Raw genomic sequence first — 24,946 nt, forward strand, 5'->3', positions numbered from 1 at the left:
TCACGCGAACGATACCATGTCGCGGCGCGTTCTCGATCGCTCCCGTGCAGATGCCTCTTGGCGTCGACGCGGGCTCTTGCCATCTATAGGCGCACCATGACCGATTCTACGTCCAAACACTCGAATGCCCTCGCATTTCTTCTGTCGCGCTCATCGACCGACCATCTCGTCGAACCGGCCCCGGACAAGGCGCAGATCGCTGCCATCCTGTCTGCCGGCCTGCGCGCGCCGGATCATGGGAAGATGCGCCCCTGGCGTTACATCGTGGTCAAGGGCAAGCATCGTCGCCCCTTCGCGGAACTGGTGACGCGTGCGATGAAAAGCGTCGACCCTGACGTGCCGCAAAAAAAGATCGAAAAACGTCTGCATCGTTTTTCGGAAATGCCGATGATTATCGCGCTGGGAATGCATATCGAGCCCGGCGGGAAAATTCCTGTAATCGAACAGGAAATGTCCGCGGCCGCCGGTGTCATGAACGTCCTGAACGCCCTGCATGCCGAAGGATTCGGCGGCTTCTGGGTCACCGGCGAATTCGCGGACGATCCCGAATTTCTTGCAACCATCGGGCTGAATCCGCCAGATCGTCTGGCGGGCTTCCTGTTCGTCGGGACGCCGGAGCGCGCCGTACGAGAGGCCAGGCGCCCAGATATCAGTGATTACATGGCGTTCTGGAAGAGCGAGCCGGTCTCGTTCGGAGCGGAAAGTTGAGCACGGATACGGAAGTCATCATCGCCGGGGGCGGCCCCGTCGGGCTGGCCGCCGCGATCTCCCTTGCGCGAGACGGACGGGAAGTCACAGTCATCGAGCGTGTGCCGGAAGCCATTCTGGCAAAACCCGCCTTCGACGGTCGGGAGATCGCCCTGACGCATCATGCATCCAACTGGCTGAAATCCGTGGGCGCGTGGGAGTACATTCCGACCTCCGCCATCTCGCCCATGCATGCGGCGCGCATCGAAAGTGGCCATGCGCCTGACCGACGGAATGTTCTGACGTTCCACGCGCCCGAACAGGGCCCCGATGCACTCGGCCACCTTGTTGCCAATCATCTGATCCGTTCGGCCCTGTATCGGGTAGCGCGCGAGACGCCGCGCGTAACGATCAGGACGGGGCAGGGCATCAACGCCGCGAAGTCCAGCCGTCGGGCGGCATCCATCATTCTGGAGAACGATCTTCGCCTTTCGGGGCAATTGCTGATTGCCGCAGACGGACGCTTTTCCCGAATTCGTCAGATGAAGGGGATTGGCGCCGTCATTCACGACTTCAAACGCAACATTCTCGTCTGCCGCATGCGCCATACGGTCCCTCATGAGCGAACAGCGCTACAGTGGTTCGATGAAGGGCAGACCATCGCCCTGTTGCCGGTCGCGGATGACGGGCATGGGGGCGCACTGTCCTCTCTGGTGCTCACATTGCCACCAGACGAGATCGAGCGCCTGCGCAATCTGGATGAAGCGACTTTCAACGCCGACATCACGCGTCGAACACAGGGCCGCGCCGGTCCCATGACATTGGAAAGCGCGCGGTGCGTGTATCCGCTGAAGGCTGTTTACGCCCACCGCTTTCGCGCCGAGCGACTGGCCCTCATTGGCGATGCGGCGGTCGGCATGCATCCCATCACAGCGCATGGCTTCAACCTCGGCCTTAAAGGGCAGGAAACGCTGGCCCGCGCCATTGCCGATGGATCGGGAGATGCCGGCGATCCGGACGCCTTACGTCGTTTCGAACGCCAGCACCGTATCGCGACAGCGCCTCTCTTCGCCGCGACCAACGGCATCGCCACGGTTTATACCCATGACGCAGCACCCGTTCTGGCGCTGCGCCGCGCCGGTTTAGGCGTCGCTCAGGGCCTCATGCCGTTTAAGCGTTTCGTCACGGGGTTGCTGATGGACCGCAACAGATCCATCTGAATGCGGGACACCACAACGCATCAGTAGATCCCGCAGCTTCTTCACCACGGGAAATACCTCGACGTTGCGGTCGCCCCCTTGCTCGTTCCAGGCGCGCTGCTCCATCTCCATGATTTCCCGGTCTTCCTCGAAAATCCTGTTCGTGAAGACCCCCAGAGCTGGCCAGATCAGGTCGATCAGGAACGGTGTTTTCGGACGCAGGACGGAGAGAAGTCCGAAATTCTGGCTACTCATGCCGTCCGCACTATTCGGAACATAAACGCTGAACAATTCCATGATAAGATCACCATCCTTATCGTGGATATGCAGACTTTGATAAGGATAGGTGGTGCGGACGCTCACGATCTCCTCCACCGGTTGCGCGCGGTTGGGATCATCATGGTGCTTGCCGAAGATCAGCCGCTCCGCCAGGGGCTGCTGTTTGCCGATCCGTGCAAAGCTGTATCGCGCCTCGATGAAGTTCTCCCCCTGATCCTGTCCCATGAAACGTGCGCGGATCTGGCCCATCTGGCGCCGATGCAGGAACTGGTGGTTCATATCCATCAGGTTTTCATGCATGAACGTGTAGTGGCATTTCACCATGGGGCTGAAACGACGGGTCTTGAATGCCGGATTATCGACCTGGGCCAGGGGCGGCAACAGTACTGCCTCAGCTTTTGCAGGGTCCCCCGGAAAGATAAAGACCATCCCGCCCGCTTCCCGACAGGGGTAGGTCCTTACGCCATTCGGCAGTTTACCCTTTCCGAGATAAGGCACATCGATACAACGCCCCGAGCGACCGTATGCCCAGCCGTGGTAACAGCATTGCACGGATTCGCCTTCGACGCGGCCCTTGCTGAGCGGCACCTGACGGTGGGCACAGCGATCTTCCAACGCGAAAACAGCGCCCTCTCGCGGGCGCACCAGAGCAATGGGCTCTTTTCCGAAGCGGCGCCCGATCGTCTGGCCTCGTTTCAGATCGTCAGACCATGCCAAGGGGTACCAGAAGTCTGGAGCAATATCGACTTGCCGCAAATCGCTGTGAGAAGGCGCCGAGCCAGAAAACGAAGTAGAAGACACGATTGAGTTTCCGTTTCGAGTAGCTTGTCAACACGACGCACTGTGTCGCGATACATCGTTCGATTACATGGCCAAACAACACCCGCAGGATTGATTTGGCGAGTTACGAAGGTGTTATTCCAGAGGCTAACGATCGCGACCACATCGACACGCCATTCCGACCATGCCTCGAGCGATATTTTTTGCATGGGATGCGCTTTGCCAGCACACGTCTTCGTGTGGCACGGGCAGTTGAAAAGCCGAAAAAGAGAAAGGCTTTATAGTCATCGATTACACCCAGGTAATTTTCGGTTAATTTTTAGGTGACGAGTATCATATCATGCTGGCGATCGTCATTCATGGCCCCCGCGATCTGCGTATCGAAACAATGGAAACCGGCGAACTCAAAGCCGGGCAGGTGCTGATCCGCATCGAAGCTGGCGGCATCTGTGGGTCCGATCTGCACTATTATCAGCACGGCGGCTTCGGAAGCGTACGCATTCGCGAACCCATGATTCTCGGGCATGAGATCGCCGGTCGCGTTGCGCAGATTGCACCGGATGTCACGACGCTCAAGGTTGGCGATATGGTCGCCGTCAACCCAAGCAGCCCATGTGGCAAATGTGAGATGTGCCTGAAGGGCCTGTCCAATCACTGCGTCAACATGCGATTCTATGGTAGCGCGATGAGAATGCCGCATGTGCAAGGCGGGTTCCGCGACAAGCTGATCTGCGACGCCACCCAGTGCTTCCCGGCCAAGCGCATGGATGCTTCGGCGCTCGCGCTGGCGGAACCGTTTGCAGTGGCATTACACGCGGTCAAGCGCGCCGGGAGCCTGCTGAACAAACGTGTCCTGGTGACGGGTTGTGGACCGATCGGTGCACTGGTCGTCGCTGCCGCGCGTCTGCACGGTGCGCGGGAAATCATTGCCACCGATGTCGTGCCCGAACCGTTGGCCGTGGTTCGGACATTGGGCGCCGATCGGACGATCGATGTGCGTGATCGACCGGATAGCCTGACGGCACTGGCGGGTAAGCTGGATGTCATGTTCGAGTGTTCGGCCAATGAAAGGGCTTTCCACACGGGTATGGATACGCTTCAGCCGCAGGGTATCATTGTGCAGGTCGGTCTGGGTGGCGATGTGCCACTCCCGCAGGCACAGCTTGCATCACGGGAACTGTCTTTGCGTGGCTCATTCCGTTTCGACGATGAATTCGGACTTGCCGTGGCGCTGATCGATTCCGGGCGCGCGGTGCTGGACACGCTGATCAGCAGGCATTTCCCAATGCATGACGCCGTCTCGGCTTTCGAACTCGCATCTGATCGGCGTGCTGCCATGAAAGTCCAGCTGGCGTTCTGAACAGACGATTTCGCTCGGAATTTATTGCGTCATCGGCACGGCAAGCGCGATGCCTGCCGCCATGTTTCCGTGACCGCGTCGCTGCTGGTTGACGGATGCGCCGTTCGAGAGCGCATCACCCGCCTGATGCGTATTGCGCCGAAAGAAATCCGGCTCCAGAGAGGGATCGGTCTCACCGGAAGTGTCGACCGGCGCATCCATATCATTGGGAACCGGCGCGTCGCTGAAGCGTGACTGCGCGCGAACCTCAAGCACTTCCGCGTGGCCATGACCGACCGCTGGCTGGATAATCGGCGCAGGCTCTTTCGATACTGCGGAAAGGGAAAAACTCGTCAGCTTCCCAAACGCATTGTGGTGCGTCGTTACCGGACTGGCATTGGAAACAGCGGCCCCCTGATTATCGGCAGGCGTTGTCTCGGCAGCTAAAACCGGTGGAGATGCAAGGAAAGTGGCAAGCGAAACTGTCGAAACCGTGAGAAGACGACGCGACAACGAACGACGAAGCATGGACACTACCTCACACTGCGTGGTCGTCTCATCAGGGCACAAGCGACTGTGTTGTGACCGACCAATGAAAATATAGTGAGATATATGGCCCGGCGACTGCAACTTTTTTCGCGTGAATGTTTCGCGCCGTTGCAAAACGTGAGAATCTTCCGGGAGACCAACGATCGAAACCGCGTTGGTCTCCCCTGGATTCAGAGAGGGGCGACGTGCTGCGCCGCATCCGTCAGCACGGCAATACCCGGCAGGATCTTGCCCTCAAGCCATTCAAGAAACGCACCGCCAGCGGTGGAAACGTAACTCATCCTGTCGGCAACGCCCGCATGACGAAGGGCGGACACCGTATCGCCACCGCCGGCGATCGTTTTCAGCTTGCCTTCCTGCGTCAGCGATGCCGCTGCCTTTGCCACAGCGACCGTCGCCGCATCGAAGGGGGGGATCTCGAAAGCACCAAGCGGGCCGTTCCAGACAAGCGTCTTGAGTTGGGTCAACCTGGCTTCGATCAACTCAACCGTGCGCGGACCTGCATCGAGGATCATCGCGTCGGGCGGTACCTCGCCGATCAGGCAAACTTCCGACGGCGCGTTCTCCCTGAACTCACGCGCGATGACGGCGTCGACGGGCAGGATGATCTCGCAGCCTTTCTCCCGCGCCTCGACCACGATACGGCGTGCGGTTTCATGCATGTCCGCCTCTTGCAGGGACTTGCCGACCGAGATGCCTTCAGCCGCAAGGAACGTATTGGCCATCGCCCCGCCGATGAAAACAGTGTCAACCTTACCCAACACGTTGCCGATCAGATCGAGCTTGGTCGATACCTTCGCCCCGCCGATCAACGCACCGACAGGCCGGTCCGGCAGTTCCAGCGCGGCCGAAAGGGCGTTGAGCTCGGCCTCCATCAACCGACCTGCGAAGGACGGCATATGCCGCGCCAGACCTTCGGTCGACGCATGCGCGCGATGCGCTGCCGAGAAAGCGTCATTGACGAAGAAGTCGCCATGGCGCGCCAGCATCGCCGTGAATTCGGCGTCGTTGGCTTCCTCGCCGGCATGGAAACGCGTGTTCTCCAGAACCAGAACCTCGCCATCCCGCAGACGATCGACAGCGCTTTCGGCCTCAGGACCGATGCAGCTGTTCTGGAAATACACGCGATGCTGAACCTTGGATTCAAGCATCTCGGCGATCGGCGCCAGCGACATATGCGGCACCACCTGTCCCTTTGGTCGATCGAAATGACTGAGGACGATGACCTGCGCGCCCTTGTCGGCGAGTTCGATGATCGTGGGGATGACCCGATCGATGCGCGTCGTGTCCGTGATGCGACCGTCCCGGACGGGTACATTCAGGTCGGCGCGTAACAATACCCGCTTTCCGGCAGGCGACAGATGATCGAGCGTGCGAAAAGCAGGCATGGGACAGCTCCTGATTACAGGCTGCCGAACAGGGCAGCGGTATCCGACATACGATTGGAGAAACCCCACTCGTTGTCATACCAGGCACAAACGCGCACCATCTTGCCACCGTTCACCAACGCCGTCTGTGTTGCGTCAAATGTGGATGACGCCGGGTTATGGTTGAAATCGCTGCTGACGAGCGGCGCGGTGTTGTAAGCGAGAACGCCCTTAAGCGGACCCTCGGCCGCGGTTTTCAGCGCATCGTTCACGGCATCGACCGATGCCGGGGTGCGAACCGGCACGAAATCCAGCGACACAACCGAGACATTCGGCGTCGGCACGCGAATGGAGGTGCCGTCCAGACGGCCCTTCAGATGCGGCAGCACCAGCCCGATCGCCTTCGCGGCCCCCGTCGATGTCGGGATCATGTTCAGGGACGCCGCACGCGCACGGCGCGGATCGCGATGGTGCGTGTCCACGGTGCGCTGATCGCCCGTGAAGGAATGGATCGTCACCATGTATCCGCTGTCGATTCCGAAGGCCTCGTCCAGCACCTTGGCGACCGGTGCCAGGCAGTTGGTCGTGCACGACGCATTGGAAATGACCGTCATGTCCGATGTCAGCATATCGTTATTGACACCGTAGACAATCGTCGCATCCACCTCGGTGCCCGGTGCGGAGATGATCACCTTGCGCGCACCCGCCTGCAGAAGGGCGGCTGCCTTCTCCTTCGTGGTGAACAGACCTGTGCATTCCAGTGCCACGTCCACGCCATGGAACGGCACCTTTGTCGGATCGCGCTCGGCCGATACGTGAATGGGATCGTAAGTGCGTCCGTTCGCTTCGATGATCATCTTGTCGCCATCGATGCGGACATGACCTTTCAGCGGACCGTGCACACTATCATAGGCGAGAAGATGAGCATTGGCCTCCGGCGTTCCAAGATCATTGATCGCCACGGGAACAACGTCCGTCCGGCCACTCTCGATGATGCCGCGAAGCACCAGACGCCCGATGCGCCCAAAACCATTGATCGCGATCTTCACTGCCACTGTTCATTCTCCGTCGATGATCCGCGCATCCGGCGTGCCGAATGGGTAAAATACCTTCCGCAATCCATAGCATCGGCAAACAGGATGACGAGAGGGGGAAGGACGATTTTCTTGCCTTTTTTTCATCGGGGCTTTTCGGCCACGACGAGATAAATACGACATACGGCGTCTTGCCGGAGAGCGCCGTTCCTGCGACGGTCCTTTCCATCATGCCGATGCCTGTCTCCCCACTCCGTTTCATGGCAGTATTCCTGCCAGCCAGCGCCATGCTGGCTGCATGCACACCTATCGACCAACGCACATTCGACCCCAATGCCGGACGCAGGCCGGTCGCCCATGTGCCGCCTGCGCCAGCCGCGAAACCGCCACCACCACCATTTCTGCAGATCATGAGCGGAACACCGGAAGCGACATGGCGCCCCGCCGTGGATCACGCCGCCCGCGTGGCACTCGCCCGCAAGCCGAACGTGCTCTTCGTCGTCACCGCGATAGCCACACCCAGCGGCACACCGGCAAACCAGACGGAGGCGCTGACCCAAATGCTACGTCGGGAGGAAAGGGCGGTGGCCGACGCGATCGTCAGCGCCGGCGTGCCTGACTACCAGATCCAGCTTAACGCCAGAACGGAGCCTGCCGCCGCGCCGCCGCGTATCCGCGTCGACGTCCGCTGATGCGCTTCACGAATTGAACGGCTTGCGGCCGATGACGGCATAAACGGTATCGGTCCAGGCGGTCAGATCCTCCGGCGGCACGACTTCGCCGGTGTCCAGCTCGCCCAGGCCTGCCTTCGCCATCAGGATGCCCACCAGCCGAACCCGGTCGGCCGCGTCCAGGGCTTGCCAAAGCGCCACAGCCTTCGCTGCATGGAAATTATCCGAAAACGTGACAATCAGCGGCGCGCCGGGGCGCAGGACGCGGTTCACCTCTCGCAGAACGTCCAAAGGCTGCGCCAGATAGGCAATACCGTCACATAGACAGACGGCGTCCATGCATTCGTCGGGAAAGGGCAGTGCACTCGTTGCATTCAGGTCCTGCACGATCCGTTCAGTCAACGCCGTGTTCGCCTCCAATGCGCTCAGGCTGACATCCAGCCCGACCACGCTTTCATGCCTCACTTCCTCAGGAAGATGACTCAGCGAGCCCGACATCAGATCGAGAATCGCACCGGAGGCGGGAAGTGCGGTCTGGTAGAGGGCGGTGACCGCCGTGCGCGCGCCCGCATCCATCAACGTTTCCTGGCCACGTTTGGCGAAGAATATCGTATCGGGTTCCTCATTGGCGCGCCTGAAAGCGCCGGGATGAAAACCTTCCAGTTCGTCAGCCATAAAGAATCCGTATCGTTTGCAATCAGAATAAGAAGTGGTCCGGGCGCAGTTCGTTCTATTCGGCGTAGATCATCTTGCGCGTCATGCCGCCGTCGATGACGAACTCCGAACCCGTAACAAAACCGCTCTCCGGCCCCAGAAGATAGGCCGCCAACGCCGCGACATCGTCCGGGACGCCAACGCGACCGACCGGGTGCTGCGCGTGATCTTCTGCCGACAATGGTGCACCTTGCGTATTGATCCAGCCCGGACTGATGCAATTGACGCGAACCGGCGCCAGGGAGATGGCCAGGGCATGGGTCAACGCCGCAATACCCCCTTTGGAGGCGCTGTATGATTCAGTATCCGGCTCCGACATCTGCGCGCGCGTCGATCCAAGGGTGACGATCGCTCCTTTTGACGCACGCAATGCGCTCTCGGTCGCCTTTGCGAGAAGGAAGATGCTCGTCAGATTCGTATCGAGCACCGCACGCCACTCGCTCAGGCCGAGATCCGCCAGCCGCTTCCGAATCATGAAACCGGCATTGCAGACAAGCGCGTCGAGGCGACCTTCCCGTGCCAGCATCCGGTGAACAATGTCGTTTACACACCCCTCATCGGCGACATCCCCGCGTTCGACATGCAGATTGGCAGCCGCCGCCATCGGATCGCGATCGATCGCTGTCACCCGCCAGCCATCCCGCAGAAGTCGCGCCGTGATGGCGCCGCCGATACCGCGCGCCGCGCCGGTGACGATGGCAGTGCGCGCCGTCATCGTGCGACATCCGAAACGCTGAGATCGGGACGGTGCCACCAGCAATCCTGCGCCGCCCGGCCCGTGGCGGGGAGGTAGTCCATGGGATCGCCGGTCAGGCAGACCGTATTCGTCGGCGTTTCCTGCAATTCGATCCGGGTGCAGATCAGATGTTCGCCTTCGGCGATCAGGATAGCGCCCAGCTTGGCCATCATCAGCGCCGCGAGCAGTTCCGTCGTCGGGTCACCGGGTGTGACGACAATCCGCGCCGCACGATGCGGCTCGTTTTCATGAAACCAGGACAGAAGGGGATCGCTTGCCGAAAGCTGAAGCGCGTGATCCAGACTACGATCCACGAACTCATGCCAGCGCGCCTTGGCCTGCCGGAACGGCACGATCATATTGCGCCGCCCATCCAGCGCCCGGTCGCGCGTAGGGGAGAGCGTGACGGTAACGAATTCATTATGCCCATGCGGGAGCGCGCAGCTTTCCGATGCGCCGTCGATCAGACGATGTCCCATCGAGAAACGACGGGTGAAAACCAGTTCAGCGCTCGACATAAGCAGCCCATCCCTTCGCACGTAATTCACAGGCGGGACAGGTGCCACAGCCGTATCCCCAGGCATGAGCGTGCGTGCGATCACCCAGATAGCAACTGTGGCTGTGCCGGTTGATCGCCTCGACAAGGTCCGCGCCGCCGAGTTCTTCCGCCAGTGACCAGGTCTGCGCCTTGTCGCGCCACATCAGGGGTGTATGCAAAACGAAACGCTGCGCCATGCCCAGATTGAGCGCGACCTGAAGCGCCTTGATCGTATCGTCGCGGCAGTCCGGATATCCCGAATAGTCGGTTTCGCATACGCCCGTCACGATATGCCGCGCCTGTCGCCGCACCGCGAGCGCCGCGGCGAAATTGAGGAAGATCAGATTGCGCCCGGGCACGAATGTGCTCGGCAGACCGCTTTCCGTCAGACTAATCTCGGCTTCCCGCGTGAGCGCGGTTTCGGAAAGCGCACCCAGAACGCCGAGATCCAGCATATGGTCGGGGCCGAGGCGAGCCGCCCACTCAGCAGATATCGACGCCATATCCCGCCGAAGCGTCTCTCGGCATTCGAGTTCGACGGCGTGTCGCTGGCCGTAATCAAAACCCAGCGTTTCGACATGCCGGAACCGCGCTAACGCCCATGCAAGACACGTCGCCGAGTCCTGGCCGCCGGAAAACAGCACGAGAGCGGTATCGTTCGACAGTGCCATCAGGGAATACCGATCAGCTTGTGCGTTTGAAGGGAAAGTCGCCATTGCGGATGAGCAAGGCAATAGGCCACGGCCGCGCTGGTATTGGCGACACGCGCGGCACCATCCATCGGCTGGAGCCAGAAGTTGTCGAAGGCCAGATCACCGAACATCTCGGGAGAAAGCTGCGTCTGCGGATAGACGAGCTTCAGTTCATGCCCATGCGTCTGGACAAGCGGTGCGTTCGGCTTTGGGCTGACGCAGATCCAGTCGATGCCCACAGGTGCCGCGATGGTGCCGTTTGTTTCGACCGCGATCTCAAAACCGCGCGCATGTGCGGCGTCGATCAACGCGGCATCGAGTTGCAGAAGCGGCTCTCCACCCGTGAACACCACATATCGCCCCGGCGCATCCCCCGCATGCGTGCGCCAGGTCGTCTCCAGCGCATCGGCCAACGCTTCCGCGCACGAAAATCGGCCGCCGCCCTCGCCATCGACACCGACGAAATCGGTGTCACAAAAGGTGCAGGCAGCCTGCGCGCGATCCTGCTCACGACCGGACCACAGATTGCATCCCGCGAAACGGCAGAACACCGAGGCGCGACCGGTCTGCGCCCCTTCGCCCTGCAGGGTCGCGAACATCTCCTTGACGGCATATGACATAGGCAGGGATGTCGGCGACCCGGGAGCAGGATGCAAGAGGAATTTCCCGATCCTGTCCACGATAGCGGTCATTTGTCGCCGTCGAATGCGGTGCTTGCCACAAGCAGGGCGGTCTGACCCGATACGAAAGATGAGTTTCGTCACGTCATGCGCCATCTTGCCGCCGTAAATCCACTGCCTGCTCACAGCCACAGGGAGGGCTGTCTCATGACGAAGAAAGCGATTCTGGCTGCGATTGCGTTGATAGCGCTATCAGGCTGTTATTATGGCCCCGCATATCCACCCGGCTGGCATCATGGGTGGCACCGCGGATATTATGGTGGACATGGCGGCTGGTACGACGAACGTGGCAGCTGGCGGGGCGAATGGTATGGCGGCGGCTGGCGTCGCTAGCGGGAACGGTAGTAATGGCGGCATAAGTTGCCGCCATTGTCACACAATGCCGTCTGTTTCGGGTCAGCTTTCAACGAGCGTCCAGGACCCGTTGACTTTCTTCAGATTCAACTGCGCTGTGTGCGTGCCTTTCTTGCTCACTGCCGTCACCGTGCAGTGATAGACGTCATTGTCATGCGCCGTGCAGTCTGAATTGGTCACGTTGAGGTCGGCAGGATCATACGGGCCATCGATCAGACCAAGCGTGCGGTCGGATGTCCGTTCGTTGACGTTCTGCATGTAATTCTGCACGACTTGCTGGATATCGGCGTTCGTGGGCGCGCCAGCCTTGCCACAAGCAGCAAGAATGATCGGCAACGCCAGGAGGAGCGACCGAACGCGTGAGAAACGAAAAGGCGCGGAGGTCATGAAAAGATGTCCTTCATTGAAACACGACCGCCATTCAACGCCTTCCAACAATCCCGGTTCGTCGTCGGGTAACATGACATCTTTCGTTACTCACGGAAGATGGCCACATGCTTTCGGCCATCGGTGCCAACCCACGCGCGATACATGCCGTCGGTATTGAACGGCATTGCGATATGCCCGCCGGCATCCACCGCGATGGCGCCGCCATTTCCCCCCATTGCCGGGATCTCCTTGTTCACGACCTGCGTTGCGGCATCCGCCAGAGACTGGTGCAACAGGGTTACGCGCATGCACACAGAATGCGCCGCGACCGTCCGGATGTAGTATTCCCCCCAACCGGTACCGGAGAAGGCACAGCCCGCATCCGCGTAGGTACCGGCGCCGATCAGCGGCGAATCACCCACGCGCCCGTAGAGCTTGTCAGTCAGGCCACCGGTCGATGTTCCAGCCGCCAGATGCCCTGCGCGATCGAGCGCGACCGCACCGACCGTTCCGAAATGACGATCGAGCGGGATATCCGCATGCTTCTCGCCCGCACGATCGGCCTTGATCGCTTCCTGAAGCTGGTCCCAGCGATGCTGCGTCCAGAAATAGGATGTCGGCATCATGGCGAACCCTTGCGCACGCGCGAACGCCTCCGCACCGTCGCCAATCAACAGGACATGCGGTGAATGCGTCATGACCGCCTGGGCCAGAAGAATGGGATTTTTGATGTGATGAACGCCCGCCACGGCGCCGGCCATCAGCGTGGCACCATCCATGATGGCCGCGTCCATCTCGTTCTTGCCGTCATGGGTGAACACCGCACCACGACCGGCGTTGAAGTTGGGGTCGTTCTCCAGCACCGTGATTGCCGCCGTCACACCATCCTGCGCCGGGCGTCCGGCCTTCAAAGCCGCATAGCCTGCATTCAGGGCCGTCGAGAGCGCCGCTTCCACAGCGGCCTGACGTTCCGGTGTCATATCTTTTTTGATGACGCCCGCGCCGCCATGGATGACAAGAACGGGCAGGGTATCGGCGCGGGCGGCGCCGCAGACGAGAAGAGCGGAAAGCATGACAAGACGTTTCATCGGCAAACTCGCGACAAGGGGGCCAAGATGCCTATGCATCGGCCTTGCAGGATTGCTGACGACGACCCTGCCGGCAATCGCCCATGTCCAGAATTTCGATGTCGTGGCACTCGGCGCGCATGGCGGCATCGTCGATGGTGATCTGACGGCCTATCTCGTGCGGCCCGTGGGGGATGATCGGGCCGTCCTGTGCGACGCGGGAACGATCATGAAGGGACTGGAAGCCGCCGAACGAAAGGGCTCGCTGAACGATATCCGCCCATCGCCCGATCTGGATAAGGAGAGACCCGGACTTGTCGCCCGTCACGTTGTCCGGGCCTATCTGATCAGCCATGCCCATCTCGATCACATCGCGGGGATGGTGGCGCTGTCGCCGGACGATACACCCAAACCGATCTATGCCCTGCCGTCAGTTATCGACGTCCTGACGCAGCATGTCTTCAACGGGGCCGTATGGCCCAACATGGCCGATCAGGGAACGGCGCCCCGTCTGGGCCTTTATCATTACGCGCCGCTGAAAGTCGGACAGGCCGAACGGATCGCCGGCACGGCCTTGACGGTCAGTGCCTATCCGCTGAGCCATGCCGCCGTCGAAAGCACTGCCTTCCTTCTACGGAACGGAGACGATGCGCTGCTGTATCTTGGCGACACAGGTGCGGATACCGTGGAGCATCGGCACAATCTGCAAGATCTATGGCAGGCCGTGGCGCCACTCATCCGCGCACACCATCTGCATGGGATCATCATCGAATGCTCATACGACGACAGTCGCGCCGATGCCCGGCTGTTCGGCCATCTCTCGCCCCACTGGCTGCTTCATGAACTTGAGATGCTGGAGAAAGCCGTTGGCAATGAAAAACCGTTGCAGGGCCTTCCAGTGGTCGTCAGCCATATCAAGCCCAGCCTCGTCTCCAGCAGGCAGCCCGAGAGGGACATCCTCACAACGCTACGTCAGCATGATCGAACAGGAAGCCGGTTCATAAGGCTTGAGCAGGGAGATCGCGTCCAGTTCTGATCATGTATCCGTGGATGACAGCTCCATTCCAGGAATTGTCAGATCGTGTTTTGCGATCATGAAGGGCAAGTATCCAGTGAGAGAAACGTTGCGACATTGGCGCTATCTTCCTGCCCTGGCAATCTGCTGTTGCGGGACATTCCCGGCCTGGGCCGGCACAGTCCACGACATCTCCGATCCGTTACGGACGTCGTCGCACTGCGTGAAGTTCGAATGGCTCGCCAATGATGCGACGCATCCAAAAGGTGCGATTGCCATCCCCGTATCGGTGGACGGCATCGTTTTCTTTTTTCAGGTCGATACAGGAACGGGCATCGATATCCTCTATGACGGCATCGCAGACCGCAGAGGCTGGTCCAGCCCTCATGAAAAGACGTTCAGGCCGCATCGGCTGATGGTTGGCGATACGGTCGTCACCGACCCATTGTTCCTGAACTGGCGCGACGAAAAAGCCGAACAGACAAGCGGTGAACTCGGATTGGCCGATCTGGTCGGCAAAACGACCGTCATCGACTACCTGCACCAGCGCTTCTGCCTGTTTTCAACCGGGCAGACGCCTGTCAGTCTCCTCAAGACCGCGCGCTGGACAGACGCGTCGCTTTCTCACAGCAAGTTTTTTGTCCCCATGCATGTCGGACAATTCCAGAGTGACAATATCGCTCTTGATACAGGTTCGAGCCTGTTCCCGCTTTGGCTGCGATCAGCGGACTGGCGCGCCGTGACGGGCAAGAACAGTCTGGCTGCGGCACGCTACAGCGTGAGGACGAACCACTTCGCGGACAAGGTCATTTTTAGGGGTGACATGACGCAGGCTGAACTTTTCGTCGGCACAACTGCGTTGGGCCGTCAGATCGCTTATGCCCGGACGGATATTTCTGATCCTTTGCAGGATTGGGGATACAGAATCGACGGTATTCTGGGAAATGCCGCGTTTCTCAACACGATACTGGTCATCGATATGGCCGATAGTCATATCCGATTGGGGATCATCGAACCGTAGTGTCCCCGAATCCGCCGGTGCCGGACCCCGCGCCATGCGCGATCCGGCACCGGCGGGACCTTCAGCCGACGTCGAAGCTGACCCCCTGCGCCAACGGCAGGCTGCGGCCGTAGTTGATCGTGTTGGTCGCACGCCGCATGTAGCCTTTCCAGGCATCCGAGCCGGATTCACGGCCACCACCGGTCTCCTTCTCGCCGCCGAATGCGCCACCGATTTCTGCTCCGGAGGTGCCGATATTGACATTGGCGATGCCGCAATCCGAACCTTCATGCGATACGAAACGCTCGGCTTCGCGCAGATCGTTGGAGAAGATGGCCGACGAGAGCCCCTGCGATACATCGTTCTGAAGCGCGATGGCATCATCCAGCGCGTCATAGACCATCACGTAGAGAATGGGCGCGAATGTCTCTTCCAGAACAGGTCCGGCCTGGCCAGGCATCTCGACAAGCGCGGGGCGAACATAGATACCGCCTTCACACCCGTCCACCGTTACGCGCGTGCCGCCATGAACGATGCCGCCGGCCTCCCGTGCCGCATTCAGGGCAGACTGCATCCGCTCGAACGATGCCTCGTCGATCAGCGGGCCGACCAGATGGCCGTCCAACGGATTACCGACGCTGACCGATTCATAAGCCGCCTTGAGGCGCGCGACAAAAGCCGCATGAATGGAACGATGCACGAAAAGACGGCGCAGCGTCGTGCAGCGTTGTCCGGCCGTGCCCATGGCCGCGAACGCAACGCCACGCAGCGCCAGATCGAGGTCGGCCGATGGTGTCACGATGGCCGCGTTGTTGCCGCCGAGTTCGAGGATCGCACGTGCGAACCGACCTGCCAGCTTCTGCCCGACGATCCGCCCCATCGCCGTCGATCCTGTCGCGGAGACCAGCGGCACTTTCGGATGGTCGACCAGTGCCTCGCCCACATCGCGGCCACCGATCAGCAACCGGGAAAGGCCTTGCGGTGCCTGCGCGAATCGCTTGAGCGCACGCTCGAAGATCGCATGTGTCGCCAGCGCGGTGAGGGGGGTTTTCTCCGACGGTTTCCAGATGATGGCGTTGCCGCAGATCAGCGCGAGCGCCGCATTCCAGCTCCAGACCGCAACAGGGAAATTGAACGCAGAGATAATGCCGATGGCGCCGAGCGGGTGCCATGTCTCCATCATCCGATGTTCCGGACGTTCGGTTGCAATGGTCAGACCATGAAGCTGGCGGGACAATCCGACCGCGAAATCGCAGATGTCGATCATCTCCTGCACCTCGCCCAGTCCCTCGGAAGGCGACTTGCCGACCTCGATCGAAACAAGACGACCGAGCTTTTCCTTGTCGGCCCGAAGCTCTTCGCCCAGCAGGCGCACCAGTTCGCCACGCACGGGGGCAGGCACCTTCCGCCATTCCAGCGCTGCGTCGTGGGCGATATCGATTGCCTGGCGGGCATCCTCGACTGAAATCTCCGGAACATACGCCAGCGTTTCACCATTGACCGGCGAACGGACAGCCAGCGTGCCACCCTTGATCGAGGCTGTAGCCACACCGATATCGTTGAGCAATCCTGCCGTTTGTTCCCGAAGTTCAACCATGTCCATCTCCATCAAAGCCGTTCGGCCCGTCATAAAGGGCGACTGGCGGACTGACTAGGTTGAGCGCAGGTTATGGCACGATAGCGGATGGCATAACCGGCACATGCGACGATGAGTGCAAAGCACAGCGCGCTCCCTTCCGGACCGGCAGCGCCGCCGCTCAGCCAGTCCGGCCCGATTGGCAAGGTTTGCAGCACGGCGCCACGACTGGCGAAGCCGCTGTCGTGACAGCCGAATAATGCGCTCTGACCATAGTCCCATGCCGCATGGAAACCGATGGCAAACCAGAGCGACCCTGTCGCCCTGAGGGTTAGCCCGAAGAAAACACCGATCGCACCGGCAGATACGGCGCCGATCGGCGTATCGCTACCAAGCCAGTGGAGCATGCCGAAGGCAATTGAACTGCACAGTAGGGCGGGGAAAAATCCCATGGCATCGCCAAGCCACGAAAGGAACGCGCCCCGCAAGGCAAGTTCCTCCGCAGCCGCAACCAGCAGGAATGTCGGCGCATACAACAGCAGATCGGGAAGAACAGGCGACGCGAACCTGATCTTCACCGCGTGCAGCATGACCTGCGCGACACAGAGCAGTGACAGCAACGCAAGGCCTGACGCCAGACCTTGCCAGAGAGAAGATGGCGATCCTGCGAGATGAATGCTGCGCCGGAATATCGACCAATGACGGCGGCGCCTGGGCAAAGCCAGCCAACCGGCTGCCAGCGCGGCGAGCAGCAAGGGCGTATCATTGATGAAAATGAGGGACGGCGTCAGGACGGAAGGCCGGCCCGGAAAGCCATGCGCCCCGAACACCATCGCCCAAAGCAAGGGCGGCAATGAAGCAAGAAGCAGCAACCACAGCACGAAGATGGTCGCCCGCCAAATTGCCTGGCGGCGTGTCACGGTTTCACAAGGTTTCATGGCGCCGCAGACTAGTGCGCCGAAGCAGCTGCGGAAACGGGCGGAAAGATCCTACGAGGCCGATTTGCCGCCTTTCCGATGGGCTTTCGCTTCCGGACTGAACATGGCCCGGCAGCGCGGCGACAGTTTGTCGATCTTCTTCTTCATGCATGCGGTGATTTTCGCTTCGTTCGGAATGGCGAACGTGCACAGACGAACGGCATCGCCGCGACAGGCCGCCATCTGCTCCTCTCGCGTCGCACCATGCACCGGAGCGGCAAGCATGATCGCGGAAAGCATGATACCGCCAACGACAGGGATTGAGCGCATGAGTGATATCCTTCGCGTTGGTTGCGTCCAGGACACATCCCTATCCGCAAACGCCGATGATGCCATGATCTGGATCAAACGCCAGATGGTCGACGGCTCATCCCGGTGCAGCGGAACGAAACCGCAATGGAAATCACGTGAACGAACCGTCACAGGCGTTGCCACTGCGTCGGACCGGCGAAGGGTGGGGGAATCCCGATCGCGATTGGCAACATCCGCCAACAAGGGCGAGAGATCGAACAGTTCGAATATGACCAGAAACGTTGCGTCAGAGGCGCGCGTGGCGCCCTCAGGAGATCGCCATACGGCTCAAACCCAACGTGCGCGGTTCATCCGTCACATCGTCCGGGAGATGCAGTGCCGGCACCGGCAAATCGGCAAATTGGTAAGGGCTGCCTCCAGTGCGCCATGCTCGACAACGATCGCACGACTCCGGACATAACCGGCCACCATGTGCGCCGCACCGTAAGTCTTGGCGATGGCCACACTGGCCGAAACGCCAAACCTCGCCAGACGACGCACGATGTCCTTCGTCATCGCTGCCTCACCACCGTACAGATGATCCGCATCCGCCGGCCTTCCTGCAATCTCCAGCCGCTGGATGCGCGCGCAGGGTATCGGGCACCGAAGGTGACGGCTGGGTTTTCATGGCATGCAGGCACTCGTTGACTATATGGTGATTCGCCCAAGTTCGCCCTTTGTTCCGACCAGACCACTAATGTCAATCCGTTCCTGGCATGACGGATAAATATGCCGGATCGAAGCGATGGGGGTTGTTCCCAAGGCTCGGGAAGGCCATTAAGCGCAGTTCCAACATCTTTCCTTTTGCCGGAGCGCATTCCCCATGCCTGCCATTACCCTGCCCGATGGTTCCGTTCGCTCGTTCGACGGTCCGGTGACGGGCACGGCGCTGGCGGCGTCGATCGGTCCCGGCCTGGCCAAGGCGGCGATCGCCATGAGTCTCGACGACAAACTGGTCGATCTTTCCACGACCATCGCGCATGACGCTCAGGTGCGCTTCGTCACCCGCAAGGACGACGTCGCACTGGAAATGATCCGTCACGATACCGCCCATGTTCTGGCGGAAGCCGTGCAGTCGCTGTGGCCCGGTACGCAGGTCACCATCGGCCCGTCCATCAAGGATGGCTTCTATTACGATTTCTTCCGCAACCAGCCGTTCACGCCCGAAGACTTCGAGGCGATCGAGAACCGGATGCGTGAGATCATCGCAGCCAATGCGCCCTTCGAACGCGAGGTCTGGGACCGTGATGACGCCATTCGCTTTTTCGAGGACAAGGGTGAACGCTTCAAGGCCGAGCTGATCCGCGACCTGCCGGAAAGCGAGCCGATCTCGATCTATCGCCAGGGCGAATGGCTCGACCTCTGCCGGGGACCGCATATGCGTGGCACAGGCGATGTCGGCCCGGCCTTCAAGCTCATGAAGGTGGCCGGTGCCTATTGGCGCGGCGATCATCGCAACCCGATGCTGACACGCATCTACGGCACGGCCTGGCGTGACAGGAAGGAACTGGACGCACATCTGCATCAGCTGGAAGAAGCTGAAAAGCGTGACCATCGACGTATCGGTCGGGAAATGGACCTGTTCCATATCCAGGAAGAAGCCGTCGGACAGATCTTCTGGCACGCCAAGGGTTGGCGTCTCTACACCGTATTGCAGGACTACATGCGTCGCGCCCAGACGCGCGGCGGGTATCAGGAGGTCCGCACGCCGCAACTCGTGGATCGCGCCTTGTGGGAGGCTTCGGGGCACTGGGACAAATATCGCGAGCACATGTTCGTCGCGAAAGTGGAGGATGAGGACAAGACCCTCGCACTGAAGCCGATGAACTGCCCGTGCCATGTGCAGATTTTCCGCCATGGACTGCGCTCGTATCGCGAACTGCCGCTGCGCATGGCGGAGTTCGGCGCGTGTCATCGTTACGAACCATCCGGCGCCCTTCACGGCATCATGCGCGTGCGCGGCTTTACGCAGGACGATGCGCACATCTTTTGCACGGATGACCAGATCGCGCCGGAGACGGCCAAATTCGTGGCCATGCTTTCGGAAGTCTATGCCGATCTCGGCTTCGAGAAATTCCGCGTGAAATTCGCTGACCGCCCCGATACGCGTGCCGGTTCCGATCACGTTTGGGACCGGGCCGAAGGCGCATTGAAACAGGCCTGCGAGATTGCCGGCGTGGCGTATGAATACAACGCGGGCGAGGGGGCTTTCTATGGCCCCAAGCTCGAATTCGTTCTGACGGATGCCATCGGGCGTGACTGGCAATGCGGCACGCTACAGGTCGATTATGTCCTGCCGGAAAGGCTCGACGCCTCCTACATCGGTGAAGACAGCGCTCGCCACCGTCCGGTCATGCTGCATCGTGCCATCCTCGGCAGCTTCGAGCGCTTCATCGGCATTCTGATCGAGCAGTTCGCCGGAAAGTTCCCGCTCTGGCTTGCACCGACGCAGGTTGTCGTGGCGAGCATCGTGACGGATGCCGAGCCGTATGCCCAGGAAGTGGCGACCGCGTTACGGCATGCCGGCCTTCAGGTTGAGGTCGACGGCCGCAACGAGAAGATCAATGCCAAGATCCGCGAGCACTCCGTCGCGCGCGTGCCTGTCATTCTAGTGGTCGGTCGCCGGGAGGCTGAGGAACGCAAGGTTGCCATGCGCCGCCTGGGCGGCGCCACGCAGGAAGTCCTCGACCTCGAAGCAGCAGTGGCATCGCTATCGGAGGAAGCACTTCCCCCCGATCTGCGCCGCATCCAGGGGATGTGACCGCCATCCTACGGGATTCCCTTGCGCGGAGGGGAACGAGGCACTATGTGCTGCGCCATGGGGAATCGCTACTGACCCTCGCAGAGTCGCATTTGTGAATGCAACTTTCGAGGGCGGCTCGCGTGACATTCCTCGAAATAAGTGAAACGTCGAACAGGAGCCGACCATAGCTAGACCTCCGATGCAGGCAGCGCCGACCCGCGAAGGCCCGCGCGTCAACGAAGAAATCCGCGTACCGCAGGTACGCCTGATTGATGCCGAAGGCGAAATGGCCGGCGTCATGACAACGCGCGAAGCCTTGGCTCGTGCCTATGCGGAAGGGCTCGATCTTCTTGAGATCAGCCCTACGGCGGAGCCGCCCGTCTGCAAGATTCTTGACTACGGCAAGTTCAAGTACGAGCAGCAGAAGAAGCGCAACGAAGCGCGCAAGAAGCAGAAAGTCATCGAAATCAAGGAAATTAAGGTGCGCCCCAGCACCAATGAAAATGATTTCCAGGTGAAGCTTCGCGCGATGAATTCCTTCCTCAACGAGGGCGACAAGGTGAAGGTCTCGTTGCGATTCAAGGGTCGCGAGATGGCGCATCAGGAACTGGGCATTAAAATGCTCGAGCGTATCCGTCTCGAAATGGAAGAGAAAGCCAAGGTCGAGCAGATGCCGAAGCTGGAAAACCGCCAGATGATTATGGTTCTGGCACCGCGCTGAAAACAACGGAACAGGCTGGAAGAGCGATCTTCCAGCCTTTTTCTTTAATGATTTTCGCCACGTCCCGTTGCGTGTTGAAGAGCATCAATACGTTTCGACGCCTCCGCCTTGTCCAGATTCGGATCGAACGGTTCGTTTGCTTCCTCGCAGAGTGTCTTGAGGTAAGACGCCTGCGCACCGGTCATCGTTTCGTGCCCGGTCGTCCAGTCGTCAGGGTTCTTTTGCACGTTTGACGGCAGATCCTGCGCGTCATTCGATGCCTGCTTCGGATCGTTGTTCATGTCTGCCTGAACGACACTGTACGCTTTTTGTTCCCGCTACAGGCCGATTAAGATTCACGGTGTCAGGATGACATCCGCCGATATGGTCACGGAGACCGTCTGCGCATCGTCTGTCCGTTGTGGCGCAGCCGCCATCCGCGCCATCATCATAGGACGCGGTGTATAAGGCGTTTCGACGCGAATGGTTTTGTACCGCTGCACGTGCATTCCCATGACCTGGGCCGTTTGCTGGGCATCCGCCTGTAGATGGTGCAGGGCGTCGGCGCGCGCATCGCGCATGAGGGCGTCGTGAGTCGCATCATCCAGTGACCACGAAAGCCCCGAAAGGGCCGCACCTTCAGACTGGTATTTCGCTGTCAGCTTGAGGAGAGGCTCAGCCTCCTTGCCACTGATGACAATCGTTTGCTGCGCAAGCCAATGTGTCGCACCTGCCTTGTTCTCGCTTTGCGCAACACTATAGTCCTGCACACTGAGATGAACGGGCGATCCCGCGGCTTCTTTCGTCACTCTCTGGCTCATGGCATTGACCTGAGCCTGCGCCGCGGCCGCATCCGATGCTTCCGCCTGCAATGTCATATTAGCCGTGAGAAGTGTTGGCGTTGCCTGAGCCTTGCCTGTCGCGCTGAGATACAGCGTGGTCAGGTTATCCGCCGCCATAGAGCAGGTTGGAAGCATGGCCAGCGTGAGAGCCGATCCCAGCCAGTAGACACGTTTCATTAATCGGTTCCTTGCCAAATTCGCTATTTGGCCCCGTCGCGTCGCAACATCAGCAAGGCAAGCCTCAGCTTCGTAATCCCTGAACGCAAATGCCCGGCTTCACAAAGTGATGCACCATCTTGCTCGAGCCCGCGCGCGTCCTTTGAGCGAGACAGTGGCATGACCTTCGACGCAAAAAGGGTCTGATCGACCTTATGATGGAGATCGCGGCAATATTGTGGGCTATCCGTCGTCACCACGACCGGACTACCGGCTGTTGCCATGTGCGCGCTCGTACCAGCCACGCTATGATCGGCGGCTGTTTGCTCGGGTGCAGCCCCAAGAAGCCCGAGAGCAGCAATGGCTAATGGCATGAAGGTGACGGATTGTCGCATCCTACCATGATTATCGCACGTCAGCTCTCTACAGGATGGGCATCTGATGACGCTTGCGTTATGCTTTTTTTTCCTTGGGTCACGGGAAGCAACAAAGCCGCCCGCAGCCCGGGATGACGCGATTCCAGAAGCAGGCGACCGCTATGCAACTGCGCCACCGCCTGAACAAGCGATAGTCCCAGCCCTGCGCCCGGCGTATTCCGGGCAGCATCCGCACGGAAAAAACGTTCCGATGCACGCGAAAGGTCCTCATCGGACATGCCCGGCCCCTGGTCGGAGACGCTGATTCGCACCTGCGAATCCTCCGTGGACGCCTTGAGAGTGATCATTGTGTCCGACGGCGCAAACTTGATAGCGTTGTCCAGCAGATTAGCCACACCCTGCTGGATAAGCCTCGCATCCCCATAGAATGCCAGGTGGTCTGGCAAATCTGCAGCCAGGTGAATGCCGCGTTCTTCAGCCGTGGCCTCATAAAGTTCAGCCATGTCATGCAGTGGCTTGGTCAGGTCGCACATCTCAAAGGCCGCGCGCCTTGCCCCGGCTTCGATCTGGGCAATACGCATCAGCGCCTCGAAAACCGCCGTGACGTGATCAAGGTCCGCTACCGCGCGATCAATCGCAGCATGCATCTCCTCAGTTGTCTTGGCATGCAGCGACGCATCCTCCAGACCTGTCCGCGCACGCGTGATAGGCGTCCGAAGGTCATGGGCGATGGCATTGGACACCTGCTTGACGCCATCCATCAGCCGCGCGATGCGATCGAGCATATCGTTGACCGTGTGCGCAACAAGATCGACCTCGTTTCCCACGATCGGCATACGTTCCCGCATATCGCCTCGCGCGATAGCCGCCGTTGTTCGCGCGATGGAACCCAGAATGCGACGAAAAATTCCGCGGACAACCCACGCACCGCCGATCGCCAGCGCTGTGACCATCAGCCAGGCCCAGAGAAACGTATCCGTCAGCAGCCGACGCAACAAATCCCTGCCACGCACGTCTCGTCCTACGAGAAGACGGAAGCCGCCGGGAAAGACATAGGCATGCACCTCTGATGTGGCGCGTGTTCCGGCTCTCAAAATTGTCTGGGAGTAATAACGATCGATGCGCTTCACGCGTGTTGGCCAGGCCGGCATATTCCCGGCCAGAATCTTCCCGTTCGGCCCGACCAGCAGGTAAAGCGCTTCGTCCTCGACATCCAGATCGAGGCGATCCTGAATTGTCCGGATAAGCCCGGGAAGGCCGTCCTGCATCCAGTGTTCGGCCAGACTACGCGCATCCGCGTCTACGGCCTGTTCGACCTGCCGCTCAAGCAATCCATTGGTGTGCCACCATAGAAGCGAGAGAAACAAGGCGGCGGATAGCGCGAAAATCAGGCCATAGGCCAGAGAAAAGCCCAGACCCGCCGAACGGAAACGCCAGGCGCGTTGCCACCAGAGCCAGGCGCGCGGAAACCGTGCTGCGAATTTGGGCGTCATCAAGGGTTATTCGGCGCGCAGGATATAGCCCGCATTACGTATCGTATGAATAAGCGCGGTATCGAAAGGCTTGTCGACCTTTTGCCTCAGACGCGAAACATGCACGTCGATCACATTTGTCTGCGGGTCGAAATGATAGTCCCATACGCGCTCCAGCAACATCGTACGCGTTACGACCTGGCCGGCATGACGCATCAAAAACTCAAGCAGGCGAAACTCACGCGGCTGCAAGTCGATTTTCTCATTGCCGCGTTTTACCGTTCGCGACAACAGGTCCATTTCAAGATCGGCTACGACAAGACGGGTCTGCGGCGCCTGCTCCGCACTTCCACGACGCGCCAGGGCTTCCACACGCGCCAGCAATTCCGAAAATGCGAAGGGCTTGGTCATATAATCGTCACCACCGGCCTTAAGTCCGGCGACGCGCTCGTCAACATCTGCCAACGCCGACAACAACAGAACGGGCATGGCATTATTCTGTGCCCGAAGCGTTTCCAGAATGCGCAGACCGTCGATGCCGCCGGGAAGCATCCGGTCGAGGATGACGATGTCGAAATTCTCGCTCACGGCGAGAAAGAGGCCATCCTTGCCGTTGTCGGCTTCCTCGACCACATGTCCTGTTTCCCGCAATCCCTTGACGATAAAGCTGCGAACAGTGGGGTCGTCTTCCACCAACAATATGCGCATATGCTCGTTCCTTCACGCCTCAGCGACAGATTCG

The 24,946-nt window shown here is 60.0% G+C and carries 28 protein-coding genes; 9 read left to right on the plus strand and 19 right to left on the minus strand.

The genetic code is table 11. From position 1 onward, the window contains the following. Window positions 1-96 precede the first annotated feature (96 nt). Window positions 97-708 carry a nitroreductase family protein gene (locus A0U93_RS01970; protein WP_077808253.1) on the plus strand — a complete coding sequence of 204 codons (612 nt, stop codon included), beginning with the start codon at window positions 97-99 and terminating at the stop codon, window positions 706-708. Continuing rightward, window positions 705-1,907 (plus strand): 5-demethoxyubiquinol-8 5-hydroxylase UbiM, encoded by a 1,203-nt coding sequence (ubiM, locus tag A0U93_RS01975; protein WP_077805874.1) that lies wholly within the window; start codon window positions 705-707, stop codon window positions 1,905-1,907. Before A0U93_RS01970 ends, ubiM begins: the two co-directional genes overlap by 4 nt. Here ubiM and A0U93_RS01980 read toward each other — a convergent pair. Further along, the gene (locus tag A0U93_RS01980) at window positions 1,830-2,966 is read right to left on the minus strand and encodes an aromatic ring-hydroxylating oxygenase subunit alpha (RefSeq protein ID WP_077805875.1); all 1,137 of its coding nucleotides are present in this window, start codon (window positions 2,964-2,966) and stop codon (window positions 1,830-1,832) included. The two genes, ubiM and A0U93_RS01980, sit on opposite strands and share 78 nt — an antisense overlap. Before the next feature lie 319 nt (window positions 2,967-3,285). On the opposite strand from A0U93_RS01980, the gene A0U93_RS01985 reads away from it, so the two are divergent. Beyond that, window positions 3,286-4,305, plus strand: a complete 1,020-nt coding sequence (locus tag A0U93_RS01985) for an L-idonate 5-dehydrogenase (protein ID WP_077805876.1) — start codon at window positions 3,286-3,288, stop codon at window positions 4,303-4,305. A 21-nt stretch (window positions 4,306-4,326) separates the two neighbouring features. Here the strand turns inward: A0U93_RS01985 and A0U93_RS01990 are convergent, their stop codons facing one another. The 3 genes from A0U93_RS01990 to gap form a co-directional block, all read right to left on the minus strand. Continuing rightward, window positions 4,327-4,812, minus strand: coding sequence for a hypothetical protein (locus A0U93_RS01990; RefSeq protein ID WP_077805877.1), 486 nt, complete (start codon window positions 4,810-4,812; stop codon window positions 4,327-4,329). Window positions 4,813-5,003: 191 nt separating this feature from the next. After that, window positions 5,004-6,221, minus strand: a complete 1,218-nt coding sequence (locus tag A0U93_RS01995; protein WP_077805878.1) for a phosphoglycerate kinase — start codon at window positions 6,219-6,221, stop codon at window positions 5,004-5,006. Between the two features lie 14 nt (window positions 6,222-6,235). Then, the gene (gene gap, locus A0U93_RS02000; protein WP_077805879.1) at window positions 6,236-7,255 is read right to left on the minus strand and encodes a type I glyceraldehyde-3-phosphate dehydrogenase; all 1,020 of its coding nucleotides are present in this window, start codon (window positions 7,253-7,255) and stop codon (window positions 6,236-6,238) included. A 209-nt stretch (window positions 7,256-7,464) separates the two neighbouring features. Here gap and A0U93_RS02005 point away from each other — a divergent pair, with 209 nt between their 5' ends. Further along, window positions 7,465-7,926, plus strand: a complete 462-nt coding sequence (locus A0U93_RS02005; protein WP_149026859.1) for a hypothetical protein — start codon at window positions 7,465-7,467, stop codon at window positions 7,924-7,926. Window positions 7,927-7,932: 6 nt separating this feature from the next. Here A0U93_RS02005 and A0U93_RS02010 read toward each other — a convergent pair whose 3' ends face one another. From A0U93_RS02010 to queE, 5 genes are read right to left on the minus strand one after another with little or no spacing between them, the layout of a single operon-like run. Continuing rightward, entirely contained in the window at window positions 7,933-8,580 is a 648-nt protein-coding gene (locus tag A0U93_RS02010; RefSeq protein ID WP_077805881.1) for a class I SAM-dependent methyltransferase, read from the minus strand. A gap of 55 nt (window positions 8,581-8,635) precedes the next feature. Further along, window positions 8,636-9,334: an SDR family oxidoreductase gene (locus tag A0U93_RS02015; RefSeq protein ID WP_077805882.1), complete on the minus strand. Its 699-nt coding sequence runs from the start codon at window positions 9,332-9,334 to the stop codon at window positions 8,636-8,638. Next, complete coding sequence (locus A0U93_RS02020; RefSeq protein ID WP_077805883.1) at window positions 9,331-9,873, minus strand: 6-pyruvoyl trahydropterin synthase family protein; 543 nt, start codon at window positions 9,871-9,873, stop codon at window positions 9,331-9,333. Before A0U93_RS02020 ends, A0U93_RS02015 begins: the two co-directional genes overlap by 4 nt. Then, the gene (queC, locus tag A0U93_RS02025; protein ID WP_077805884.1) at window positions 9,860-10,564 is read right to left on the minus strand and encodes a 7-cyano-7-deazaguanine synthase QueC; all 705 of its coding nucleotides are present in this window, start codon (window positions 10,562-10,564) and stop codon (window positions 9,860-9,862) included. Before queC ends, A0U93_RS02020 begins: the two co-directional genes overlap by 14 nt. Beyond that, the gene (queE, locus tag A0U93_RS02030) at window positions 10,564-11,205 is read right to left on the minus strand and encodes a 7-carboxy-7-deazaguanine synthase (RefSeq protein ID WP_077805885.1); all 642 of its coding nucleotides are present in this window, start codon (window positions 11,203-11,205) and stop codon (window positions 10,564-10,566) included. Before queE ends, queC begins: the two co-directional genes overlap by 1 nt. Before the next feature lie 207 nt (window positions 11,206-11,412). Here queE and A0U93_RS02035 point away from each other — a divergent pair, with 207 nt between their 5' ends. Continuing rightward, window positions 11,413-11,598, plus strand: coding sequence for a hypothetical protein (locus A0U93_RS02035; protein WP_077805886.1), 186 nt, complete (start codon window positions 11,413-11,415; stop codon window positions 11,596-11,598). A gap of 63 nt (window positions 11,599-11,661) precedes the next feature. Here the strand turns inward: A0U93_RS02035 and A0U93_RS02040 are convergent, their stop codons facing one another. Both A0U93_RS02040 and A0U93_RS02045 read right to left on the minus strand, forming a co-directional pair. Beyond that, entirely contained in the window at window positions 11,662-12,006 is a 345-nt protein-coding gene (locus tag A0U93_RS02040; protein ID WP_077808254.1) for a hypothetical protein, read from the minus strand. A gap of 86 nt (window positions 12,007-12,092) precedes the next feature. Then, on the minus strand, window positions 12,093-13,076 hold the full coding sequence (locus A0U93_RS02045) for an isoaspartyl peptidase/L-asparaginase family protein (RefSeq protein ID WP_077808255.1): 984 nt from the start codon (window positions 13,074-13,076) through the stop codon (window positions 12,093-12,095). On the opposite strand from A0U93_RS02045, the gene A0U93_RS02050 reads away from it, so the two are divergent. Together A0U93_RS02050 and A0U93_RS02055 are read left to right on the plus strand one after the other, a co-directional pair. Then, entirely contained in the window at window positions 13,060-14,091 is a 1,032-nt protein-coding gene (locus A0U93_RS02050; protein WP_077808256.1) for an MBL fold metallo-hydrolase, read from the plus strand. The two genes, A0U93_RS02045 and A0U93_RS02050, sit on opposite strands and share 17 nt — an antisense overlap. Before the next feature lie 88 nt (window positions 14,092-14,179). After that, window positions 14,180-15,091, plus strand: coding sequence for a hypothetical protein (locus A0U93_RS02055; protein WP_149026860.1), 912 nt, complete (start codon window positions 14,180-14,182; stop codon window positions 15,089-15,091). 61 nt (window positions 15,092-15,152) lie between these two features. On the opposite strand, the gene amaB is transcribed toward A0U93_RS02055, so the two are convergent. The 4 genes from amaB to A0U93_RS02075 form a co-directional block, all read right to left on the minus strand. Further along, entirely contained in the window at window positions 15,153-16,667 is a 1,515-nt protein-coding gene (gene amaB / locus A0U93_RS02060; protein ID WP_211274039.1) for an L-piperidine-6-carboxylate dehydrogenase, read from the minus strand. 29 nt (window positions 16,668-16,696) lie between these two features. Further along, a complete protein-coding gene (locus A0U93_RS02065; RefSeq protein ID WP_169852675.1) occupies window positions 16,697-17,566 on the minus strand; it encodes a CPBP family intramembrane glutamic endopeptidase in 870 nt (289 codons plus the stop codon). A gap of 69 nt (window positions 17,567-17,635) precedes the next feature. Next, window positions 17,636-17,893, minus strand: coding sequence for a hypothetical protein (locus A0U93_RS02070; RefSeq protein ID WP_147150900.1), 258 nt, complete (start codon window positions 17,891-17,893; stop codon window positions 17,636-17,638). Between the two features lie 336 nt (window positions 17,894-18,229). Then, window positions 18,230-18,430: a hypothetical protein gene (locus A0U93_RS02075; protein ID WP_077805890.1), complete on the minus strand. Its 201-nt coding sequence runs from the start codon at window positions 18,428-18,430 to the stop codon at window positions 18,230-18,232. Between the two features lie 307 nt (window positions 18,431-18,737). Between A0U93_RS02075 and thrS the strand changes: the two genes are divergently transcribed. Then, the gene (gene thrS, locus A0U93_RS02080) at window positions 18,738-20,675 is read left to right on the plus strand and encodes a threonine--tRNA ligase (protein WP_077805891.1); all 1,938 of its coding nucleotides are present in this window, start codon (window positions 18,738-18,740) and stop codon (window positions 20,673-20,675) included. Between the two features lie 181 nt (window positions 20,676-20,856). Continuing rightward, window positions 20,857-21,378, plus strand: a complete 522-nt coding sequence (gene infC / locus A0U93_RS02085) for a translation initiation factor IF-3 (protein WP_077805892.1) — start codon at window positions 20,857-20,859, stop codon at window positions 21,376-21,378. Window positions 21,379-21,422: 44 nt separating this feature from the next. Here infC and A0U93_RS02090 read toward each other — a convergent pair whose 3' ends face one another. From A0U93_RS02090 to A0U93_RS02110, 4 genes are all read right to left on the minus strand, one after another. Continuing rightward, window positions 21,423-21,659: a DUF3072 domain-containing protein gene (locus A0U93_RS02090; protein WP_077805893.1), complete on the minus strand. Its 237-nt coding sequence runs from the start codon at window positions 21,657-21,659 to the stop codon at window positions 21,423-21,425. A 54-nt stretch (window positions 21,660-21,713) separates the two neighbouring features. Beyond that, window positions 21,714-22,376 carry an SIMPL domain-containing protein gene (locus tag A0U93_RS02095; RefSeq protein ID WP_077805894.1) on the minus strand — a complete coding sequence of 221 codons (663 nt, stop codon included), beginning with the start codon at window positions 22,374-22,376 and terminating at the stop codon, window positions 21,714-21,716. A 394-nt stretch (window positions 22,377-22,770) separates the two neighbouring features. After that, window positions 22,771-24,225 carry a sensor histidine kinase gene (locus A0U93_RS02105; RefSeq protein WP_077805896.1) on the minus strand — a complete coding sequence of 485 codons (1,455 nt, stop codon included), beginning with the start codon at window positions 24,223-24,225 and terminating at the stop codon, window positions 22,771-22,773. A gap of 6 nt (window positions 24,226-24,231) precedes the next feature. Then, window positions 24,232-24,912 (minus strand): winged helix-turn-helix domain-containing protein, encoded by a 681-nt coding sequence (locus A0U93_RS02110; RefSeq protein WP_077805897.1) that lies wholly within the window; start codon window positions 24,910-24,912, stop codon window positions 24,232-24,234. Window positions 24,913-24,946: the final 34 nt, after the last annotated feature.

Source organism: Neoasaia chiangmaiensis, assembly GCF_002005465.1.
In the GTDB taxonomy this organism is placed as follows: Bacteria; Pseudomonadota; Alphaproteobacteria; order Acetobacterales; family Acetobacteraceae; genus Neoasaia; species Neoasaia chiangmaiensis.

Excerpts from the sequence above, each read along its gene's own strand:
- A0U93_RS01970 (WP_077808253.1), top strand. The coding sequence starts at position 97 with ATGACCGATTCTACGTCCAAACACTCGAATGCCCTCGCATTTCTTCTG.
- A0U93_RS01985 (WP_077805876.1), top strand. The coding sequence starts at position 3,286 with ATGCTGGCGATCGTCATTCATGGCCCCCGCGATCTGCGTATCGAAACA.
- A0U93_RS01990 (WP_077805877.1), bottom strand. The coding sequence starts at position 4,812 with ATGCTTCGTCGTTCGTTGTCGCGTCGTCTTCTCACGGTTTCGACAGTT.
- A0U93_RS01995 (WP_077805878.1), bottom strand. The coding sequence starts at position 6,221 with ATGCCTGCTTTTCGCACGCTCGATCATCTGTCGCCTGCCGGAAAGCGG.
- A0U93_RS02005 (WP_149026859.1), top strand. The coding sequence starts at position 7,465 with ATGCCGATGCCTGTCTCCCCACTCCGTTTCATGGCAGTATTCCTGCCA.
- A0U93_RS02010 (WP_077805881.1), bottom strand. The coding sequence starts at position 8,580 with ATGGCTGACGAACTGGAAGGTTTTCATCCCGGCGCTTTCAGGCGCGCC.
- A0U93_RS02015 (WP_077805882.1), bottom strand. The coding sequence starts at position 9,334 with ATGACGGCGCGCACTGCCATCGTCACCGGCGCGGCGCGCGGTATCGGC.
- A0U93_RS02020 (WP_077805883.1), bottom strand. The coding sequence starts at position 9,873 with ATGTCGAGCGCTGAACTGGTTTTCACCCGTCGTTTCTCGATGGGACAT.
- queC (WP_077805884.1), bottom strand. The coding sequence starts at position 10,564 with ATGGCACTGTCGAACGATACCGCTCTCGTGCTGTTTTCCGGCGGCCAG.
- queE (WP_077805885.1), bottom strand. The coding sequence starts at position 11,205 with ATGTCATATGCCGTCAAGGAGATGTTCGCGACCCTGCAGGGCGAAGGG.
- A0U93_RS02035 (WP_077805886.1), top strand. The coding sequence starts at position 11,413 with ATGACGAAGAAAGCGATTCTGGCTGCGATTGCGTTGATAGCGCTATCA.
- A0U93_RS02040 (WP_077808254.1), bottom strand. The coding sequence starts at position 12,006 with ATGACCTCCGCGCCTTTTCGTTTCTCACGCGTTCGGTCGCTCCTCCTG.
- A0U93_RS02050 (WP_077808256.1), top strand. The coding sequence starts at position 13,060 with ATGACAAGACGTTTCATCGGCAAACTCGCGACAAGGGGGCCAAGATGC.
- A0U93_RS02045 (WP_077808255.1), bottom strand. The coding sequence starts at position 13,076 with ATGAAACGTCTTGTCATGCTTTCCGCTCTTCTCGTCTGCGGCGCCGCC.
- amaB (WP_211274039.1), bottom strand. The coding sequence starts at position 16,667 with ATGGTTGAACTTCGGGAACAAACGGCAGGATTGCTCAACGATATCGGT.
- A0U93_RS02070 (WP_147150900.1), bottom strand. The coding sequence starts at position 17,893 with ATGCGCTCAATCCCTGTCGTTGGCGGTATCATGCTTTCCGCGATCATG.
- A0U93_RS02075 (WP_077805890.1), bottom strand. The coding sequence starts at position 18,430 with ATGACGAAGGACATCGTGCGTCGTCTGGCGAGGTTTGGCGTTTCGGCC.
- thrS (WP_077805891.1), top strand. The coding sequence starts at position 18,738 with ATGCCTGCCATTACCCTGCCCGATGGTTCCGTTCGCTCGTTCGACGGT.
- infC (WP_077805892.1), top strand. The coding sequence starts at position 20,857 with ATGCAGGCAGCGCCGACCCGCGAAGGCCCGCGCGTCAACGAAGAAATC.
- A0U93_RS02090 (WP_077805893.1), bottom strand. The coding sequence starts at position 21,659 with ATGAACAACGATCCGAAGCAGGCATCGAATGACGCGCAGGATCTGCCG.
- A0U93_RS02095 (WP_077805894.1), bottom strand. The coding sequence starts at position 22,376 with ATGAAACGTGTCTACTGGCTGGGATCGGCTCTCACGCTGGCCATGCTT.
- A0U93_RS02105 (WP_077805896.1), bottom strand. The coding sequence starts at position 24,225 with ATGACGCCCAAATTCGCAGCACGGTTTCCGCGCGCCTGGCTCTGGTGG.
- A0U93_RS02110 (WP_077805897.1), bottom strand. The coding sequence starts at position 24,912 with ATGCGCATATTGTTGGTGGAAGACGACCCCACTGTTCGCAGCTTTATC.